Genomic DNA, 18,127 nt, shown 5'->3' on the forward strand with positions numbered 1-18,127 from the left:
TATTTGCCATAATAGACATTTAGAAAGAGCCGATAAAAATGGCTCAATATGTAAAATGAAGAGGTAAAAAGATGACACTGCAGCAGTTAAAATATGTAATTGAAATTGTACACTGTGGCTCCATCAATGAAGCGGCGCGCCGGCTGTTCCTGTCGCAGCCGAGCTTATCCAAAGCCGTAAAAGAGCTGGAAGCAGAGCTTGGTATTACAATTTTTATCCGCACATCAAAAGGAATTACCCTGTCTACAGACGGAGCTGAATTTTTAGGCTATGCGCGCCAGGTTGTCGAGCAGGCCGAACTGCTTGAAAGACGATATGTAAATTCGCCGCAGGCACGCCAGCTGTTTTCTGTTTCCACCCAGCATTATGCGTTCGCGGTAAATGCATTTGTCGATATGATCAAAAAGCATGGCGCAGAAGAGTATCAGTTTACGCTGCGTGAAACGAGAACTTATGAAATTATTGAGGATGTGAAAAATCTGCGCAGCGAGATTGGGATTCTTTATATCAGCTCATTTAATGAAAAAGTAATGGGGCAGCTGTTGAAGGAAGAAGGGATTTTGTTTCATCCGCTGTTTGAAGCAAAGCCGCACATTTTTGTCAGCGCCCAAAATCCGCTTGCTCGTCAATCATCGGTGACGCTCGATGACCTGGAAGAATATCCACGTCTTTCCTTTGAGCAGGGTGAATTTAACTCCTTTTATTATGCAGAGGAGCTGTTTAGCACTCTTCCCCGCTCTAAAAGCATTCAGGTAAGTGACCGGGCTACCCTGTTTAATTTGTTGATTGGACTGAACGGCTATACCATTTCCACGGGTATTTTAAGCGAAGATTTAAATGGCTCACATATTGTGCCGGTGCCGCTTGAGGCAGATGAAACCATTACTGTTGGCTGGATTGCACATGAGAAAACCCAGCTTGGCCGAATGGCCCATCTGTATCTTCAGGAGCTTCAGCATATTATTGATGCGCATGCAGCCCTTTAATATAACTTTTAGCTATAACGAGGGGCAGCTTTAACCATTATGCTATATCCTCGCTTCCACGACACATAGCACTTAGCAGACGAAAGAAAGCACGCATTATGACTGTACAAACGAAAACAATGCTGGCTCCATTTAATATCGTTGGCAGCTTTTGCGTCGGGCACTCCTAAAAGAAGCAGGCGTAACACCCGTGATAGAATAAGAAAATATCTAGTTGGAAAACAGCAATGGGCAAGAATCCGCTTCATTAAAAACACTGCCAATAAAGTATAAAGATAAAAAAAACAGGGGCTGCTCCTGTTTTTTTATTTTCTTATAAAGACTAAACGAAATAATATTCGAAACATGTGGCGGTTTCCTGTACGATAAAGAGAAACATATATTTTACAGGTGATCATATGGCTTTTTTATTGATGGTCTTTTTTTCGCTTATCCCGTTGACCACGTTTGTGATTTTGTTTCGGTTTAAGTACCAGCGCGTCACTTATCCGCTTGCTGTTTTTTATTTTGCGGTTTCAATGTGGCAGATGAGCATCGCAGTTTTATATGGAGAGGACTGGTTAGAACAGGACCTCATTGAAGGGTTGTTTCGTTTTTTCAGGATAGGCACCGTCACTTTTGCTCCACTTTTGTTTTACATGATCTATCAGCTGCTTTTTTTTGAAGAGCTAAAGCTGTCGGTTCGAAAAAAACAGGCTTTTCAAAAAATCTTTAATCGGTTTTCTTATATAGGCATGCTCATTTGGAGTATTGGCATCTATGTGATCGGCTGGACATCACTTGGTGTTGTAAATTTTGACCGACATTCCATTGCTCCCTTTAATGAAGAATTTTACTACCCACTGTCTGGTTCGCTCGGCTGGACTTTTTCGATTCATATTTTACTCATTATTGTTTTGGATCTGCTGGCCATTTATTTAACTTTTAAAATAGTAGATAAGCATCGGCGTACTTTCCTTCATGTTTTTTTCGTTTCTCTTTTACTTGCCTATTCATTCGGTGTAATCAACCTATCGTCGGATAGTCCGCTGTTTCAGTCAATTTTGGCCCTGATTATTTTAGTAATGGGCATTTTTGCAGCGTATGTAAAAATGATTTATAACAAGATGGAGGAAGTCAATGGAGAGCTGTTGATTCAACAGTTGTTTTTGCGGAGAGTGATTGATGCTAACCCAAACTTTATTTATGCAAAAGACGAGTTTGGACGCTTTACGATGGCCAATGCTGCTCTTGCGGCTTTGTATGGGGTTTCCTCTGAGCAAATACTGGGCAAGCAGGAAAGTGATTTTTATAATGATTCAGAACAAGCAGCAGAGCTAACGAGGGAAGATATACAGCTGCTGGAAAAAAACAGAGCGAAGGTACAGGAGAAACAGTATTTACACACACCGGATAATCGTATTTATACGGTGCAGATAACAAAAAAACCAGTCTTTTTTTCAGCTGGGCATAAAGAGCTGCTTTGTGTGGCAACCGACATTACGGAGATGGAACAAAAAGAAGAATACATTCGCAAAACAGAAAAAATGAATATTGTCGGCCAGCTTGCTGCCGGCGTTGCCCATGAAATTCGCAATCCGCTCACCTCTTTAAAAGGATTTGTTCAACTGATTGACCAGGAATATTCTATTGATCCGAAATATACAAAAATTATGCTGGGCGAGCTTGAGCGGATTGAATTTGTTTCTAGTGAAATGCTGGCTCTTGCAAAGCCTGAAGTAACATTGAAGAAAAGAATTTCTTTATATCATTTGATGAAGGATGTGGTTGAGCTGTTAAATATGCAGGCAATCACCGAGAATATTACTATTGATATGAAGCCTTTCGAGGAAAAGATACAGCTTGAGGGAAATGCAAACCAGCTGAAGCAGGTATTTATTAACATTCTAAAGAATGCTGTAGAAGCATCACCCAAAAATAGCATAATCACGATCCGCCATAAGCAGCTGGATGGCAGGCTGGCTGTTTCGGTCACAGATCAGGGAGCTGGCATGCCGGAGGAGCGATTAAAAAAGCTTGGAGAGCCTTTTTACACCAACAAAGAAAAAGGAACCGGGCTTGGTCTTATGGTCAGCATGAGAATTATAAAGGAACATAACGGTGATATAGCATTTCAAAGCAAGGAAGGAGAGGGAACAAAGGTAACAGTCTCGCTGCCGCTTGGAGCAGAAGAGGAAAGCTGCTTATAAAGTTTGTGAAAAGCAAACATTGAAGGCAGGTTCAGGTTGCGACCAAATGGAAAAAAGCATGCTCCCGGCAAAAAGGGAAGCGTGCTTTTTTAATAAATGGTTTTTTCTTTTGTGTATGTTTTTACTGCAGGCGGCTCATATGTCCCAAACGAGCGGATGAGCTGCGCTGCTGAATTCTCAACCAAAAGCATAGACCGGTATTGGTTCTGTAAAAATTGTTGGTCTGTCATGTGATCAAAGAAAGTGACAAGCGGATCGAAATAACGTGCTGCGTTCAACAGACCGATCGGCTTTTGATGCAGGCCTATTTGTGCCCATGTAAAAACTTCAAAAAATTCTTCCATCGTACCGGCACCGCCGGGCAAAACAATAAAAGCATCGGCAAGTTCGGCCATTTTTGCTTTTCTTTCATGCATAGACCCCACAATATGCAGCTTTGTAAGCCGGGTATGAGCGATTTCTCGTTCTTGAAGAAGGGTGGGAATCACACCGATTACTTCGCCACCTTCCTGTAAAACCGTGTTTGCTACCGTTCCCATCAGGCCTCCATTAGATCCGCCATAAACAAGGCCAATGCCCTGTTTAGCCAGCTCTCTTCCGAGTGAGATGGCGCTCTCTGTGTAACTCATTGAGGCCCCACTTGCTGAACCGCAAAAAACTGCTATTCGCTTCATCCGCTTGTCTCCGTTTCTGTTCTTTTTTTCAAGTATACAGCCTCGGGTTTTAAAACAGAACAGCGGGACGCTAATATTTACAGTATATTTACATCATAAGGGCGTGTAAAACCGTTCATTCGTGCCATGTAGTCAATAGAAAAAATTAAATCATAATAGAACTCCTAACAAGGGGTGCTTCGTTTTTGGAGATAAAAAGACGGACCTCCCTTCTTTTTTGTTTCCATATTTTTCTGGGCAGCTGCAGGCGAAAATGTCTTTTTTACAGTCTAGGGTTTCTCTCCACTGGGTATAACACTAGTACGATTAGCTTTGTCTAGAGGAGGGAATACAATGAAATGGCAGGGAAGAAGAGGCAGCTCAAACGTGGAAGACCGACGAGGCATGGGCGGAAAAGCAGTGCTTGGCGGCGGGATTGGCGGAGTGGGCTTAATTATTGTTCTTATTTTTACGCTGCTTGGCGGCGATCCGTCTCAACTACTTGGTGGCATGTCCGGAACGAATACGGTTCCTTATGAAGAAACTGAACAGGATCGTGAGCTTGCTGAATTTGTATCTGTTGTGCTGGCGGATACAGAGGATGTATGGACAGAAGTATTTCAGGAAGAAGGCCGGGTATACGAGGAGCCGGTTTTAGTCCTTTATTCCGGCAGTGTGGATTCAGCCTGTGGTACTGCGACATCAGCAGTCGGACCGTTTTACTGTCCCGGAGACCAGAAGCTGTACATTGATTTAAGTTTTTACGAAGAATTGCAAAATAAATTTCAGGCACCAGGAGATTTTGCGATGGCGTATGTAATCGCCCATGAAGTCGGGCATCACGTTCAAACGCTGCTAGGTACATCACAAAAGGTACACGCGCTGCGGGACCAGCTGAGTGAGGAAGAATACAATAAATATTCGGTCAGGCTGGAACTGCAGGCTGACTACTATGCAGGCGTATGGGCGAAGCATGCACAGGGAATGAATGTTCTGGAAGAAGGCGACGTAGAAGAAGCGCTGATAGCGGCAAGCGCTGTCGGAGATGATACGATTCAAAAGCGCTCTCAAGGATACGCTGTACCGGACAGCTTTACGCACGGTACGTCCGAGCAGCGGAAAAAATGGTTTTACCGTGGTTTTCAATCCGGCACTTTAGAAAATGGCGATACTTTTAACGCAAAGGATTTATAAAGAGCCTGGGCCGGTTTATGAGTAACAGGGCCGGATTATTCCGCTGTATAGCCGAAAAAAGTTTTTACCGGCCCGGCAGCAGAAGAATTCGGCCCCTTATAAAAAGTTCTGGCCGAGGCATGATAAAAGAAGAGGTTTCAACGACCGTTGAAACCTCTTCTTTTTTCTTTCGCTTAAAAAGTCGTATAATGGGTTGTATATGAAAAAAGCTGGAGGGGATTATGATGGAAAAACTGCAATCACTGGATCAATTTGAGCAATTGAAAAAAGAAGAGCGCGTTGTTTTTATGTTTTCAGCGGACTGGTGCCCGGACTGTCGGGTAATCGAGCCGATTCTGCCGGGCATTGAAGCGGATTATCCGGAATATCAATTTATTTATGTAGACCGGGATGAATTTATTGACTTGTGCGGTGAGCTGAATGTGTTCGGCATTCCGAGCTTTGTCGCTTACCACAGTGGAGAAGAAGCGGGCCGGTTTGTCAGCAAAGATCGTAAAACACAGGAGGAAATTGAAACGTTCCTTAACAGCTTGTCTGCTTAACATCTTGAGCCACTGCCTTCCTGGGGCAGTGGTTTTTTAGCGGGCTGAGTTGTTCATTGAAAACGAAACGGCCTGCTTGCTGTTGAAGGAAGAAAAGGTCATAGTATAATGAACTATACGGCTTGGGCATAAAATGATTATTTTGCAGAAATAGGTGAACGTTAAAATGGGAAATGACCAGAAAGCGCCGTTGTTTGAAGGATGGCTGGCTCTGACTACAATGCAGTCGGCCGTTGCACAGGATTTGGAGCGGGCACTGCAGCAGGAGCATGGTCTTTCGTTGAATGAATGCTACGTGCTGCTGTTTTTATCGGAAGCCCCTGAGAAAAAACTTAAATTGTATCAGCTTCAGGAAATGGTCGGCTTGAGTCAAAGTGCGCTGTCCCGCCTGGTAAATCGTATGGAAGAAAAAAATTGTCGGGTTCTCAGGCGTCACAGCTGCGAGGATGACCGCCGAGCCATTTACGCTTCGCTCACAAAAGAAGGAGAAGAAAAGCTGGAAAAAGTATTAAATACTTTTTGCATAACACTTGAGTCCGCTTTTTCAAGCTCGGCTGTTCAAGAAAATCTTCTGTCTGCCTTTCGCCAGCTGAAAAGATAAGTGTGTTTAAGAAGCTTTCCATTTAGGGAAAGCTTTTTTATATGCAGATCGCATTGTTTGACAGTGCTTCCTGTAAGTGATAATTTATATGCACGCGCATACATATAAAATGTGAATAGAAGGAGACGAATAGCATGAATCATTTGTTTACACCGTACACAATAAAAGGCCTTGAATTAAAAAACCGTGTTGTGATGCCGCCGATGTGCCAATACTCGGTGAAGGCGAAGGATGGGGTTGCAAACGACTGGCACTTTGTTCACTATGTGAGCCGGGCGGTTGGCGGAACAGGCTTTATCATTATTGAAATGACTGACGTGGAGCCAGATGGCCGTATTACAGACTTTGACTTGGGCTTATGGTCAGATGAACAAATCCCGGCATTAAAACGGATCATTGATGCCGTTCATCAGCACGGTGCAAAAGTGGCGATTCAAATCGCTCATGCCGGACGCAAAGCAGAAGATGCGGAGCAGCCGGTGGCACCATCTGCCATCGCTTTTGACGAAAAGTCTAAAACACCAAGAGCATTATCGACGGAAGAAGTAAAAGAGATGGTCGAAAAATTCCGGTCTGCTGTCCGCCGGGCAGTGGAAGCAGGAGTAGACGCAATTGAGCTTCATGGAGCGCATGGCTACTTGATTCACCAATTCCAGTCTCCGCTGACCAATAAGCGGACAGATGAATACGGACAGGAGTTAACAAAGTTCGGAAAAGAAGTGATTGCTGCAGCCAAGAGTGAAATGCCGGCGGAGATGCCGCTGATTATGCGTATTTCTGCAAAAGAATACGTAGAAGGCGGCTACGGCATCGAGGATAGCATCGCCTTTTCAAAAGAGTACAAAGCAGCGGGTGTCGACATGTTCCATATTAGTGCAGGCGGTGAAGGTCCGATTGCTGCAGCTGGACGGCCGGGCACACATGCCGGGTATCAAGTACCGCTGGCGCGGGCGATTAAGGAAGCAGTTGGTGTACCCGTTATCGCAGTCGGCCGACTGGACGAACCTGTTTTGGCCAATGCGGTGATCGGCAACGAAGAAGCAGATCTTGTTGCGGTTGGTCGAGGTATGCTGAGAAATCCAAACTGGACGCTTGAAGCAGGTGTTCAATTAGGGAAAGAAGCAGGTATCCCCAAGCAATACCAAATGGGCTTCCCGAAAAAATAAGCAATAAAAAGGCGTTTGAACCATTTTGTTCAAACGCCTTTTTATCGAAATAAATGAATGAATACTCATTCCTTTTCTTATACAATAGAATAAAGCAGTACCTATGAAAAGGAGAGTGGATGGAATGAAGTCTTTTTCTTTGATTCAAATAAAAGTGGAAAACAACATTGCATACGTTACGCTCAAAAACCCACCGGTAAATGCGCTGAACGCAAGGATGCTGGAAGAGCTTAATCAATGTATCGATGGGCTGGCTGAACATCCCTCTATCCGAGCTACGGTTTTAACAGGTGACGGCGCTTTTTTTGTCGCTGGCGCGGATATTAAAGAACTGATGTCCTTGTTTGAGCAGGAAGAAGAAGCAAAAAAAGCCGCACAGAGGGGTCAGTCGCTGTTTACAAAAATTGAAAAGTCCGAAAAGCCGATTATTGCCGCTATTAACGGTGCCTGTCTTGGCGGTGGACTGGAGCTTGCGATGAGCTGCCATATTCGACTCACTGCTCATAAAGCAAAAATCGGCCTTCCTGAAACAAACCTTGGCTTGATTCCCGGATATGGAGGAACGCAGCGCCTTGCCAGGTTAACGAATACAGCAAAAGCCCTTGAGCTTATTTTGACAGGACAGCTTATCGATGGGCGGGAAGCGGAACGAATTGGACTGGTAAACCATTCTGTTGAAGAAAGCCAGCTGCTGGCGAAAGCGGCCGAGACAGCGGAGTTGATTGCACAAAAAAGTCGTTTGTCGGTAAAAGCAGCTATGCAGTCTGTGTTAACAGGCGCTGCATTGCCGCTTCAAGAAGGCCAGATCCTAGAAGCAGAACAATTTGCCGGGCTGTTTGCTTCAAAAGATGTCCAGGAGGGCGTAACGGCCTTTATTGAAAAGCGAACGCCTGCCTTTAAGGACCGATAAGCCCTTTTTGTACGAGACAATACGTTTATTGTATAATAGACATAGATTGTAAAATGGAAAGCGAGTGTTCATTGTGGGACGTAAATGGAATAACATTAAAGAAAAAAAAGCCTCAAAAGATGCCAATACAAGCCGCATCTATGCTAAATTTGGCCGCGAAATCTACGTAGCAGCCAAGCAGGGCGAGCCAAACCCTGAAAGCAATCAAGCACTCCGGATGGTTCTTGAACGTGCGAAAACGTACAGCGTGCCTAAAACCATTATTGACCGTGCGATTGAAAAAGCAAAAGGCGGAGCAGAAGAAAATTATGACGAACTCCGCTATGAAGGCTTTGGTCCAAGCGGCTCGATGGTTATTGTTGACGCATTAACAAACAATGTAAACCGGACAGCATCTGATGTGCGGGCCGCATTTGGGAAAAATGGCGGTAATATGGGCGTCAGCGGTTCGGTTGCTTATATGTTTGATGCGACAGCTGTATTCGGTCTGGAAGGCAAAACAGCAGACGAAGTGCTGGAGCTTTTGATGGAGGCGGACATTGATGTGCGGGATGTGCTTGAAGAAGAAGATTCTGTGATTGTGTACGCAGAGCCGGATCAATTCCATGCCGTACAGGAAGCACTGAAAGCTGCTGGCGTAACAGAATTCACGGTTGCGGAGCTGACCATGCTGGCGCAAAACGATGTCACCTTGTCAGAGGAAGACCAGGCACAATTCGAGAAAATGATTGATGCTATCGAAGATTTAGAGGATGTACAGCAGGTATATCACAACGTTGACTTGGTATAAGAGGAAAAAGCAGCGCTTCGACGAAGCGGCTGCTTTTTCTTTACTCAAACAGCATAATTAAATGTTTTGCGCGGGGCTGTATTTGTTCATGCTATTAAAACCTTTCTAGCTTTGCCGGGGATTCAAGACAGCTTCCAGGCTGGTATTAGAGAATGAAATTTAAAAAAGTAGCTCATAAGTATATGTATGATTGTATAAATGATTAGCGTGATTAAATATGTAAGAAACCATTGGGAAACACCTGCATTCAGAAACAAGTAAAGTAACAGCATTCCTACTGGAAAGGGGACCAGTACGATCAACCACATAGGACTTCCCAAAGCTTCGGTAAGAGCTCCGAGTGGCACAACAGAAAAACCAATTAATAGGGCTTGCCAAAAAGGAATGCCACTACTAACGATTAAGCTGGCGGTGTAATAAGAAAAACCATTTAAAGATATTGCTAAAGCAAAATCAAAAAAATACTTCACCATACATATCATCCTCCTTCACTAAGTTTCGCTTCCCTGGCTCGCTCTTTAACGAACAGGGTTCTATCATAATCCTAACATGAAAAGTATTTTTTTCCTTTTATATTCAAAGAAAATGACATTTATGAAGGCGGTTGTTTCAAATGCTTTAGTAAGATAAACTGGATTATTTTAGGGTGCGCCTGCTATCATAAAAGAAGAATAAGAAGCAGAAGTGGGGGTGCATCATGTTTGATTTTTCGACATTGCTAACGTTTACGGCGGTTGTGATCGGCTTGTTTTTGGTTCCCGGTCCGGCTGTTTTACTAACGGCTGCACGAACGGTTCAAAACGGACGAAAAGCCGGCGTTATTACCGGCCTGGGTCTTGCAACAGGTGATTTAATTCATACGATTTTTGCAGCCGTCGGCCTGTCAGCTATTTTGATGACATCGGCCTCCGCGTTTAATATGGTGAAATGGGCGGGTGCTCTTTATCTATTTTATATGGGCATCCGGGCGATTTTTGCAAAAGCTTCCCAAACAGAAATGGCAAAAGCATCGGCAGCTTCCGCCGGCCGTATTTACAGTCAGGCGATTCTGGCAGAGGTATTAAACCCAAAAACGGCCCTGTTTTTCCTGGCTTTTTTGCCGCAGTTTGTGGATCCCACGCGCGGAGCGTCCATAGTACAATTTATGACACTTGGCTTTATTTTTGTACTGCTTGGTGTGGTGTACACTACACTAATTGCGATTACTGTAGGGCCTATCAGTCGGTGGATCAAACGTTTTTCCTGGCTGAACCAGGGGGGCAATAAAATGATTGGAGCCATTTATATCAGTCTTGGTCTTAAAGTAGCACTTCAAGGCCGCTAATAAAAAGAAAAACAGCTTCTGTTTTCAGAGGCTGTTTTTTCATTAAGCATGCTTCCATGCTGTAGATTGTCCCGATTTAGGGCAGGATGGGAAGGTATCGCCTGGCGAAAGCTCAAGTTCGTTGTTGTCTTCATCCACGTACATGCCGGCTTCGGTAACCTGATCGCCAGTATGGTGAACATGATCCTCGTGCCGCCATGTTGTTGGTTTGTTTGTGTTAGGGCAGACGGGAAATTGCTCGCCTTCACTTAATTCCTCCCGTTTTCCAGCGGCACAAATATAAGTCCCGGTTTCTTGAACAGGTTCGTCCGTGTGGTGAACATCTTTTGGTATACTCATAGGGAAAAATCCTTTCTTTATTGAAGTTAAAAGGGCTGTTGTGTAGTAGAATAGCCGGTAATCTCTCCTTTTAAACATTTTCTAGAAAAAAGAAGGCTTTAGAAAGGGGCCGGCGGGGAAAGAAAAGGAATAAGCATTTTTTACAAAGGAGGACTCTCTTAATGACAAGCCATAATGCTGCCGCCTACTTTAAAAGTATCAGTCCACGGCAGATGATCATGCATACTACTGGAAAAAACTCAGTTTCGAATATGGATATGACGGTTATCGCTGATTTAAATAAACGTTATCAATTGTCGGATGAAGTCATTAATGTTCTCGTTCAATACATATTACTGGCTTCTTTGTCTCTTAGTCACCCTTCTCTTTTTAAAATTGCGATGCACTGGAGCAGAATGAAGGTGGCAACCGCCGAGGAAGCAATGAATCTTGTTAAAAAGGAACATGCCAAGTATAAAACACTTTGGATGACAGACATTCTTCACTCAAAGAAAAAAACAGCTCTTACAGTAGATATGATTCGCGGGGCAGCTGCCAGTAATTTAACAGATGAACAGCTTGGCGCTTATATTCGGGAGCTGTTTACGCGCTCATAAAAAAGCTTCAGCGGCTCGATGCCGCTGAAGCTTTTAGTTTTGGCGATATCGCCATCCGCCGAGGGAAGAGATATCTCTTCCGGACGCTGCTGCGCTTGCTTCACACAGGAAACCCTGCACATGTGTGCCATCCTCGAGTTCAATCGTGCCAAAACCGAGCGGCGATGGGATAAGGGAAACAAACGATCCTAATTGAGAAATAGGCATTTCCCACAATTCCAGTTCAATAGAGAAGCCATTCTCTGTTGTTCGAATGAGTCCCGGTTTTTTCGGCATAGTATCGAGCTCTACAAGCTTATAGTCGGAAGCTGTTTTTGCTTCCCGGATAAAAACGGCTTCGTGCTCGAGCATCTGCTTTTCAAGCGGAAATCCTTTCATATGAAGGCCACAGACGGCAACCAGTGTTGTTGATGATTTTTCGGATACGCGGCGCCCGTGCAAAAACAAGTCGGCGAAGCCTGTAATCAAATGCTCATCTCTTGGACCGGAAAACAGTGTAATGCCAAACGGTATATTTTGGGCTGCATCTTCAGCCGGAATATTTACTGCGGACAAATCAAGCAAATTGCAGTGATTTGTGTAAAGCCCCATTTGACTGTTTGTTTGAACAGGGTTATCACGGACTTGTTCGCGTGTCCATGTACCGCCGGCTGTCGGCATAATTAAAACGGCATCTTGAAGCTGCTGCTGCGCTTTTTGTTTAAACGCCTGAAGTGTATGCATCGCATTGAAAACGGAGGCAGCATCATACTCTGGCTTGGCTCCAGATCGTAATACGGCTTCTGTGACCGGGAATACGGCGCTTTGATGCTCGTTAATAAATGAGCCCAGATCAGCCCAGCGCTCTGCTACCCAGGGTCCGTCGTATAAAACAGCAGCCGTTTCAGAAAGGTAAGTGACATCGATTGGTTCAACAGGCAAGCCCAGCGTATTTAATTTTTCTAGTGTACGCTGCCAGGCTTGTTTGTATTGATCTGCGAATGGCCCGTAAAAAACCGGCAATTCGCCTGGTACCAATATTTTTTTCGGAAGGGCCGATGCTTTGCGTGTAATCTGTTTCGACCATGGGTCCCGGGCATCAAAGCCGCGGGCAGACTGATCAACAAGATCCGCATCATCCAGGCTATTGGCAAAAACCGTTACGCAATCAAGGCTCGCACACGCTGGAACAACGCCTTTGACCGGCCATGCACCCAGGCTCGGCTTATAGCCGATCAGCCGGTTGAGCCCGGCTGGTACACGTCCAGATCCTGCTGTATCTGTGCCGAGTGAAAAAGCCGCCTGACCGCGGGCCACGGATACGGCGGAGCCCGAGCTTGAACCGCCGCTGATTAAATCGGAGTTCAGCGCATTGTGCGTTTCGCCATATGGACTTCTTGTTCCAACGAGGCCGGTCGCAAATTGGTCCAGGTTTGTTTTTCCGACGGGGATGGCACCGGCATCAATCAAGCGCTCGACGACGGTTGCATGTTCATCGGGTGTGTAAGCAAATTCTGTACAACCCGCTGTTGTCGGCACACCGGCAAGGTCGATGTTATCTTTAATGGCAAATGGAATGCCCCAAAGCGGTGCCTGAGATGGATCGAGCGTTTTTAACCGTTCCACGTAAGGGCGGATAAAGCTCCAGGACGGCGGCGTAATCCAAATATTCATGTCTCGATCAGCTTCCGCCCGCTCGATAACTTGTTCAATGACCATCTCAGGCGTCAAAACACCTGATTGATAGCCCTTCTTTAATTCACGAATGGACAACGTTTTCGGCAGGTTTATCGTCTTCATCAAAAGCACCTCGCTTTTCTTTTGTAATAGAAACAATCAACTGTCCTGCATGAACTTCATCTCCTGGGACTACGTAAACAGCCTCGACAAAGCCATCGCATGGAGCCGGCTGGGGAAACTCCATTTTCATGCTTTCTTCAATAATGAGTGTATCGCCTTTCTTCACTTCGTCTCCTGGAGAAACAAGAACCTTCCATACACTTCCAGGCATCGAGCAGCGGACAGCTTCCGCTCCTTCTGGAAGGGTTTCTTCGGCAGGCTCTGCCGTTTCCTGCTCGGATACATATTCTGCAAGGCCAAGCTCGCGCCAGCTTTCCCGCTCGGCACGGAAAGCAGCCTGCTGTGTTTGGCGGAATTCCTGGGTGCTTTCTTCAATGGATTCGAGAAAAGCTAAATAGTCGCCGAGTTTAAAGGTGGTTTCTGTAATGTCTATTTCAAAACGTCCGCGCAGGAAATCTTCGCGCATTTCAATCAGTTCATCCGCACTAACCGGATAAAATTGAATCTGGTCAAAGAAACGGAGCAGCCATGGCTTACCAGCCTGGAAGCTTTCGGTTTCACGAAGCCGGTTCCAAACCTGTACAGTACGGCCAACAAACTGGTAGCCGCCTGGTCCTTCCATGCCGTACACACACATGTAGGCGCCGCCGATCCCAACTGCGTTTTCCGGCGTCCATGTACGAGCCGGGTTGTACTTGGTTGTTACAAGCCGGTGGCGCGGGTCAACCGGTGTTGCGACAGGGGCACCGAGATACACATCACCCAGGCCGAGAACAAGATAATTGGCGTCAAATACGATTCGTTTTACGTCTTCGATATCATTCAACCCATTGACCCGGCGGATAAATTCGAGGTTGCTCGGGCACCACGGAGCGTCAGGGCGGACGTTTTTCTGATAGCGCTCAATGGCCAGCTGCGTCGCCGGATCATCCCAGGAAAGGGGAAGACGGACGATACGCGATGGTACTTCAATTTCTTCAAGCGGTGGAAGCTTTTCATCAATCGCTGCGAGAACTTTGCAAAGCTCCGTGATCGACATTTGAGAAGCATCGATATGAACCTGCAAAGAACGAATACCCGGCGTTAAATCAAGAACTGGAATGTCGGGGCGTGCTTGAACGGCTTCCATCAAAGCGTGAACTTGAAAACGAAGCAGAAGGTCAAGCTCCATCTCCCCGTATTCAACCAGGACGTGTTCGTCGCCTGCTGCCCGGATCGTCATCGGGAAGCTGCCCGTTGACTGCTCAATGAGAATCGGATATTCCGGTGTCAGCTGGGCCGATCCTTCCGGCAGCATTGGAAGCGAGGAAACCGCTTCTTGTAACCCAATGGCATTCAAATGCTCCTCTTGTGCCTGGCGAAGAGCTTCGGCTTCCTGGAGCGTTAACAGCTGAAAACGGATGCGGTCACCGGCATGAAGCTGGCCGATTTTCCAAAATTCTGCGGAAGCCGTTGTGACCGGGCAGACAAATCCGCCCAGACTCGGCCCGTCCGGACCAAGCAAAATCGGCATGTCACCTGTTAAATCAAGTGTTCCAATGGCATAGGCATTATCATGAATATTGGACGGATGAAGGCCGGCTTCACCGCCGTCTTCACGTGTCCAGAGCGGAGCAGGTCCGATTAAGCGGACACCCGTGCGCGAGCTATTAAAGTGAACTTCCCAGCTTGTTTCAGTAAGCTGCTCCAGATATTCAGGCAATAAAAATTCCGTTGTACAATGAGGGCCCGGGATCACACCAATCGTCCATTCTTTTGCGAAAACCGGTTGTTTGTCTGCTGCAAGCGCCGCAGGAGAAGGAAGGGAAGCAGGATGAACCTGCAAAACATCTCCCGTCCGCAGCGCCCGTCCGCCATGTCCGCCAAATCCGCCAAGGGTAAACGTTGCAGCGCTGCCCAGGTGAAGCGGCATATCCAATCCGCCCGCCAAGAGGAAATAAGTGCGCATGCCTGCTTCAGCTTCACCGAATGTCAGCACCTGTCCGCGTTTTGCCTGCACAACCGTGTACATAGGCACCGCTTCTTCATCCAGTACTGCCTTCATATCCGCTCCTGTCAGGCAAAAAGTAGTATCACCGCGGAAACGGTAGGACCCGCCGCGAAGAGTCAGTTCAAGGCCGGCAGCCCGGTCTTCATTCCCTAAAAGCTTATTGCCGATCCGGAACGAAAAAGGATCCATCGGTCCGCACGGAGGAACGCCTACATCCCAGTGGCCGACACGACCCGGCCAGTCCTGCACCGTCGTTTGAATGCCGCCGTCAAGCACTTCAATCGCCTGTTCCGCCGGTGTAAAACCGTCGAGCATACGGGTATGAACGAGACCATTGCGGCAGTCATTTTCCTGCAGGAGCGCTTGAATGTATTGAAGGTTCGTTGTCACACCGTAAAGACGTGTTTCACGAAGTGCGGCGTGCAGCTTGTCGATGGCTTCTTCGCGCGTATCAGCATGAACAATCACTTTTGCCAGCATAGGATCGTAAAGAGAAGTCACGTTCAGCCCATCCCGCACCCATGTTTCAATACGGGCTTGTTCAGAGAAGCGGACCTGGTCAAGCTGGCCGCCGCTTGGCCGAAAGTCGTTCAAGCAGTCCTCTGCATAAATGCGCGCTTGAATGCTATGGCCTTTTGGCGCTTCATACAAGTGGCTGAGCTCGCGTAATTCGCCCGCTGCCTCGCGCACCATCCATTCCACTAAATCGATGCCGAGCACTTCTTCGGTTACGCCATGCTCGACTTGGAGCCGGGTATTTACTTCAAGAAAATAAAACTCTTCTGCTTCTGGATCGTATAAAAATTCGACGGTTCCCGCACTCCGGTAGCCGACTTCTTCTGCCAAACGCTTGGCAGAGTCAAGCATTTGTTTACGGACCGCAGAAGGGAGGCAGGGAGCCGGACTTTCCTCGACGACTTTTTGATTGCGCCGCTGAATCGAGCAGTCCCGCTCGCCAAGCGCGGCTACTTCACCGAATTCATTGCCGAAAATTTGCACTTCCACGTGGCGCGCTTTTTGGATGTACTTTTCTAAAAACACACCGCCGTTGTTAAAGTTGGTCTCGGCCAGACGGCAGACTGAATCGAAGGCGTCGCGAAGTGCGGTTTCATCCCCGCAGACACGCATGCCGATGCCGCCGCCGCCCGCTGTGCTTTTCAACATAATCGGATAGCCGATTCGCGCTGCTTCCGACAAAGCCGTTTCAAGGTCCGTAATCAGTGCTGTGCCAGAAAGAAGCGGAACGTCCGCTTTTTCCGCCATTTCACGGGCAGAGTGCTTTAAGCCGAACAGCTCCATTTGTTCTGGTGTCGGACCAATAAACGCAATGCCATTTTCACGGCAGGCACGGGCAAAGTCAGCATTTTCACTTAGAAATCCGTATCCCGGGTGAATGGCCTGAGCGCCTGTTTGGATGGCGGTGTTTAAAATAAGCTCGGCATTTAAATAGCTGTCTTTCGCTGCGCCTTCCCCGATTAAAATCGCTTCATCTGCTAAATCAACATGCAGGCTGTCCTGGTCTGCTTTTGTGTAGACCGCAACAGATGCAATGCCCATTTGGCGAAGAGTTCGTTCAATGCGGACGGCAATGGCTCCGCGGTTGGCAATTAATACTTTTGTAAACATGGTCATCGCTCCTTTAGTTTTGATTCCAGATCAGCAGCTGAATCGGTGTCGGATTGTAAGCGTTACAAGGGTTATTTAACTGCGGGCAGTTGCTGATCAGGACAAGTGTCCGGCTCACTGCCTGCATTTCCACGTAGTAGCCGGGAGCTGAAACGCCGTCAGCAAAGGTTAATCCGCCGTCCGGTGTGACTGGTACATTCATGAAAAAGTTCACGTTAGGAGCCAGATCCCGCTTTGTGAAGCGTGGATCGTTTTGGGAAAGCTGCAGCATAAACGTGTCACGGCAGTTATGCATCGGCAGCGTATCGTGTGAATAGCGCACTGTGTTGCTTTGTGCCGAGCAGGCGCCGCCAAGCGTATCGTGACTGCCGCATGTATCGGCCACAATTTGGACAAGTTCTTTGCCTGATTCGGATAAAAGAACAGAGCCGGTTGTTAAATACACATTACCCTGGCGTGTAATCGTGTTGACCGCACTGTAATGATCTGCCGGATTGTCTGCATCATAAAATAGTGTGTCTGCCGCTTGATTTCCTTCCAAATCGACAATACGAAGCACCTGTCCCGGCTCCAGCGTATACGTCCAGCCTTCGCCGGCTGGAATGGTTTGGTTATAAAAAGCATCCTCTGCTTTTCGATCGCTCACAACGTGATGTAATACTGCCATTATCGAACGCCTCCTTGAGTAAGCATTGTGTGGTCCCATGTATTTTCAAAAGCGCTCCGGTTTTCCGGGCGATGATTTAAACAAAGATCATCTTCCTGCACCGGAGCTGCATCCGTAATCTCCATTTTTACCGGTACAGAAGGGTAGGCAGGGCTTGGGTCAAGCGGATTTGGCGTATTGGATAAAACGAGCAGAACATCTAATTCCGTCCGCAGTGTGACAGAGTCGCCTTTTTGGGCATGACTGGAAACAAAATGCATGCGGCCGTCCTCTGTGCAGTACACTTTGGAAAACAAATTCACAACCGGCACAAGGTCGCGTGTTGTCAGGCCGTTGCGGAACAGTTCAACGGCAAAGTTTTCTTCACCGCTTCGGTACCAGTCATTTCGTTTTTCCTGATAGGTTGTTCGTCCGTAACGCTCGTCGACAGTGCGGCGTGAGATGTAACCAGAAATCGTATCATGCCAGCCGAGTGAGTCAGCTGTGAGGCTGGCCAGCACGCGTCCGTTATCGCTCATCAGCACGTTTCCTGCCGTTAAGTGGGCAGTGTGCTGAGCTTTTAATGTATCCGGCATATTGTAACGCTCTGCCGTATCAATGGCGGAATAAAGAAGAAGAGATATATTGGCGCCATCCTCAGTCGCCGTAAATGTAATGGACTTGCCGCGGCTGATCCGGCCGGACCATTTGCCGCCAGCAGGAATATACTTCGTTAACATATCAGTCATGTAAAACAGCCTCCTTTTGGATGAACAAAGCGCAGGGCGCTCGAATG

At 46.9% G+C, this 18,127-nt stretch carries 17 protein-coding genes; 10 read left to right on the top strand and 7 right to left on the bottom strand.

Annotated features, from left to right (window positions below; translation table 11 throughout):
* Window positions 1–71: 71 nt before the first annotated feature.
* The gene (locus VP97_RS16650; protein ID WP_050183206.1) at window positions 72–986 is read left to right on the top strand and encodes a LysR family transcriptional regulator; all 915 of its coding nucleotides are present in this window, start codon (window positions 72–74) and stop codon (window positions 984–986) included.
* Between the two features lie 398 nt (window positions 987–1,384).
* On the top strand, window positions 1,385–3,175 hold the full coding sequence (locus VP97_RS16655; RefSeq protein ID WP_050183207.1) for an ATP-binding protein: 1,791 nt from the start codon (window positions 1,385–1,387) through the stop codon (window positions 3,173–3,175).
* Window positions 3,176–3,264: 89 nt separating this feature from the next.
* Here VP97_RS16655 and VP97_RS16660 read toward each other — a convergent pair whose 3' ends face one another.
* A complete protein-coding gene (locus tag VP97_RS16660) occupies window positions 3,265–3,849 on the bottom strand; it encodes an LOG family protein (RefSeq protein WP_050183208.1) in 585 nt (194 codons plus the stop codon).
* A 333-nt stretch (window positions 3,850–4,182) separates the two neighbouring features.
* On the opposite strand from VP97_RS16660, the gene ypfJ reads away from it, so the two are divergent.
* The 6 genes from ypfJ to VP97_RS16690 all read left to right on the top strand — a co-directional run bounded on the left by ypfJ (window position 4,183) and on the right by VP97_RS16690 (window position 9,031).
* The gene (ypfJ, locus tag VP97_RS16665; RefSeq protein ID WP_050183209.1) at window positions 4,183–5,022 is read left to right on the top strand and encodes a KPN_02809 family neutral zinc metallopeptidase; all 840 of its coding nucleotides are present in this window, start codon (window positions 4,183–4,185) and stop codon (window positions 5,020–5,022) included.
* A gap of 224 nt (window positions 5,023–5,246) precedes the next feature.
* Window positions 5,247–5,564 carry a thioredoxin family protein gene (locus tag VP97_RS16670; protein ID WP_050183210.1) on the top strand — a complete coding sequence of 106 codons (318 nt, stop codon included), beginning with the start codon at window positions 5,247–5,249 and terminating at the stop codon, window positions 5,562–5,564.
* 166 nt (window positions 5,565–5,730) lie between these two features.
* Window positions 5,731–6,165, top strand: a complete 435-nt coding sequence (locus VP97_RS16675; RefSeq protein ID WP_050183211.1) for a MarR family winged helix-turn-helix transcriptional regulator — start codon at window positions 5,731–5,733, stop codon at window positions 6,163–6,165.
* Between the two features lie 134 nt (window positions 6,166–6,299).
* Window positions 6,300–7,331 carry an NADH:flavin oxidoreductase/NADH oxidase gene (locus VP97_RS16680; RefSeq protein ID WP_050183212.1) on the top strand — a complete coding sequence of 344 codons (1,032 nt, stop codon included), beginning with the start codon at window positions 6,300–6,302 and terminating at the stop codon, window positions 7,329–7,331.
* A gap of 124 nt (window positions 7,332–7,455) precedes the next feature.
* Complete coding sequence (locus VP97_RS16685; protein ID WP_050183213.1) at window positions 7,456–8,241, top strand: enoyl-CoA hydratase-related protein; 786 nt, start codon at window positions 7,456–7,458, stop codon at window positions 8,239–8,241.
* A gap of 73 nt (window positions 8,242–8,314) precedes the next feature.
* A complete protein-coding gene (locus tag VP97_RS16690; RefSeq protein ID WP_050183214.1) occupies window positions 8,315–9,031 on the top strand; it encodes a YebC/PmpR family DNA-binding transcriptional regulator in 717 nt (238 codons plus the stop codon).
* Between the two features lie 122 nt (window positions 9,032–9,153).
* Here VP97_RS16690 and VP97_RS16695 read toward each other — a convergent pair whose 3' ends face one another.
* Entirely contained in the window at window positions 9,154–9,504 is a 351-nt protein-coding gene (locus VP97_RS16695) for a hypothetical protein (protein ID WP_050183215.1), read from the bottom strand.
* Window positions 9,505–9,728: 224 nt separating this feature from the next.
* Here VP97_RS16695 and VP97_RS16700 point away from each other — a divergent pair, with 224 nt between their 5' ends.
* Complete coding sequence (locus tag VP97_RS16700) at window positions 9,729–10,355, top strand: LysE family translocator (protein ID WP_050183216.1); 627 nt, start codon at window positions 9,729–9,731, stop codon at window positions 10,353–10,355.
* A 42-nt stretch (window positions 10,356–10,397) separates the two neighbouring features.
* Here VP97_RS16700 and VP97_RS16705 read toward each other — a convergent pair whose 3' ends face one another.
* Window positions 10,398–10,694: a hypothetical protein gene (locus VP97_RS16705; RefSeq protein WP_050183217.1), complete on the bottom strand. Its 297-nt coding sequence runs from the start codon at window positions 10,692–10,694 to the stop codon at window positions 10,398–10,400.
* A gap of 161 nt (window positions 10,695–10,855) precedes the next feature.
* Between VP97_RS16705 and VP97_RS16710 the strand changes: the two genes are divergently transcribed.
* The gene (locus VP97_RS16710) at window positions 10,856–11,290 is read left to right on the top strand and encodes a DnaD domain protein (RefSeq protein WP_050183218.1); all 435 of its coding nucleotides are present in this window, start codon (window positions 10,856–10,858) and stop codon (window positions 11,288–11,290) included.
* A gap of 33 nt (window positions 11,291–11,323) precedes the next feature.
* Here VP97_RS16710 and atzF read toward each other — a convergent pair whose 3' ends face one another.
* From atzF to VP97_RS16730, 4 genes are read right to left on the bottom strand one after another with little or no spacing between them, the layout of a single operon-like run.
* Window positions 11,324–13,069, bottom strand: a complete 1,746-nt coding sequence (gene atzF, locus VP97_RS16715; protein ID WP_050183219.1) for an allophanate hydrolase — start codon at window positions 13,067–13,069, stop codon at window positions 11,324–11,326.
* Window positions 13,029–16,685: an urea carboxylase gene (gene uca / locus VP97_RS16720; protein ID WP_050183220.1), complete on the bottom strand. Its 3,657-nt coding sequence runs from the start codon at window positions 16,683–16,685 to the stop codon at window positions 13,029–13,031. The genes atzF and uca overlap by 41 nt, the downstream gene beginning before the upstream one ends.
* Before the next feature lie 13 nt (window positions 16,686–16,698).
* The gene (locus VP97_RS16725; RefSeq protein ID WP_050183221.1) at window positions 16,699–17,352 is read right to left on the bottom strand and encodes an urea amidolyase associated protein UAAP2; all 654 of its coding nucleotides are present in this window, start codon (window positions 17,350–17,352) and stop codon (window positions 16,699–16,701) included.
* The gene (locus VP97_RS16730) at window positions 17,352–18,080 is read right to left on the bottom strand and encodes an urea amidolyase associated protein UAAP1 (RefSeq protein WP_050183222.1); all 729 of its coding nucleotides are present in this window, start codon (window positions 18,078–18,080) and stop codon (window positions 17,352–17,354) included. Before VP97_RS16730 ends, VP97_RS16725 begins: the two co-directional genes overlap by 1 nt.
* Window positions 18,081–18,127 lie beyond the last annotated feature (47 nt).

It is taken from the genome of Domibacillus robiginosus (assembly GCF_000966195.1).
GTDB classification, from domain to species: domain Bacteria; phylum Bacillota; class Bacilli; order Bacillales; family Domibacillaceae; genus Domibacillus; species Domibacillus robiginosus.

Coding starts and splice junctions, on each gene's coding strand:
- atzF (WP_050183219.1), bottom strand. CDS start 13,069: ATGAAGACGATAAACCTGCCGAAAACGTTGTCCATTCGTGAATTAAAG.
- VP97_RS16675 (WP_050183211.1), top strand. CDS start 5,731: ATGGGAAATGACCAGAAAGCGCCGTTGTTTGAAGGATGGCTGGCTCTG.
- ypfJ (WP_050183209.1), top strand. CDS start 4,183: ATGAAATGGCAGGGAAGAAGAGGCAGCTCAAACGTGGAAGACCGACGA.
- VP97_RS16695 (WP_050183215.1), bottom strand. CDS start 9,504: ATGGTGAAGTATTTTTTTGATTTTGCTTTAGCAATATCTTTAAATGGT.
- uca (WP_050183220.1), bottom strand. CDS start 16,685: ATGTTTACAAAAGTATTAATTGCCAACCGCGGAGCCATTGCCGTCCGC.
- VP97_RS16710 (WP_050183218.1), top strand. CDS start 10,856: ATGACAAGCCATAATGCTGCCGCCTACTTTAAAAGTATCAGTCCACGG.
- VP97_RS16685 (WP_050183213.1), top strand. CDS start 7,456: ATGAAGTCTTTTTCTTTGATTCAAATAAAAGTGGAAAACAACATTGCA.
- VP97_RS16680 (WP_050183212.1), top strand. CDS start 6,300: ATGAATCATTTGTTTACACCGTACACAATAAAAGGCCTTGAATTAAAA.
- VP97_RS16655 (WP_050183207.1), top strand. CDS start 1,385: ATGGCTTTTTTATTGATGGTCTTTTTTTCGCTTATCCCGTTGACCACG.
- VP97_RS16660 (WP_050183208.1), bottom strand. CDS start 3,849: ATGAAGCGAATAGCAGTTTTTTGCGGTTCAGCAAGTGGGGCCTCAATG.
- VP97_RS16705 (WP_050183217.1), bottom strand. CDS start 10,694: ATGAGTATACCAAAAGATGTTCACCACACGGACGAACCTGTTCAAGAA.
- VP97_RS16700 (WP_050183216.1), top strand. CDS start 9,729: ATGTTTGATTTTTCGACATTGCTAACGTTTACGGCGGTTGTGATCGGC.
- VP97_RS16730 (WP_050183222.1), bottom strand. CDS start 18,080: ATGACTGATATGTTAACGAAGTATATTCCTGCTGGCGGCAAATGGTCC.
- VP97_RS16650 (WP_050183206.1), top strand. CDS start 72: ATGACACTGCAGCAGTTAAAATATGTAATTGAAATTGTACACTGTGGC.
- VP97_RS16670 (WP_050183210.1), top strand. CDS start 5,247: ATGGAAAAACTGCAATCACTGGATCAATTTGAGCAATTGAAAAAAGAA.
- VP97_RS16725 (WP_050183221.1), bottom strand. CDS start 17,352: ATGGCAGTATTACATCACGTTGTGAGCGATCGAAAAGCAGAGGATGCT.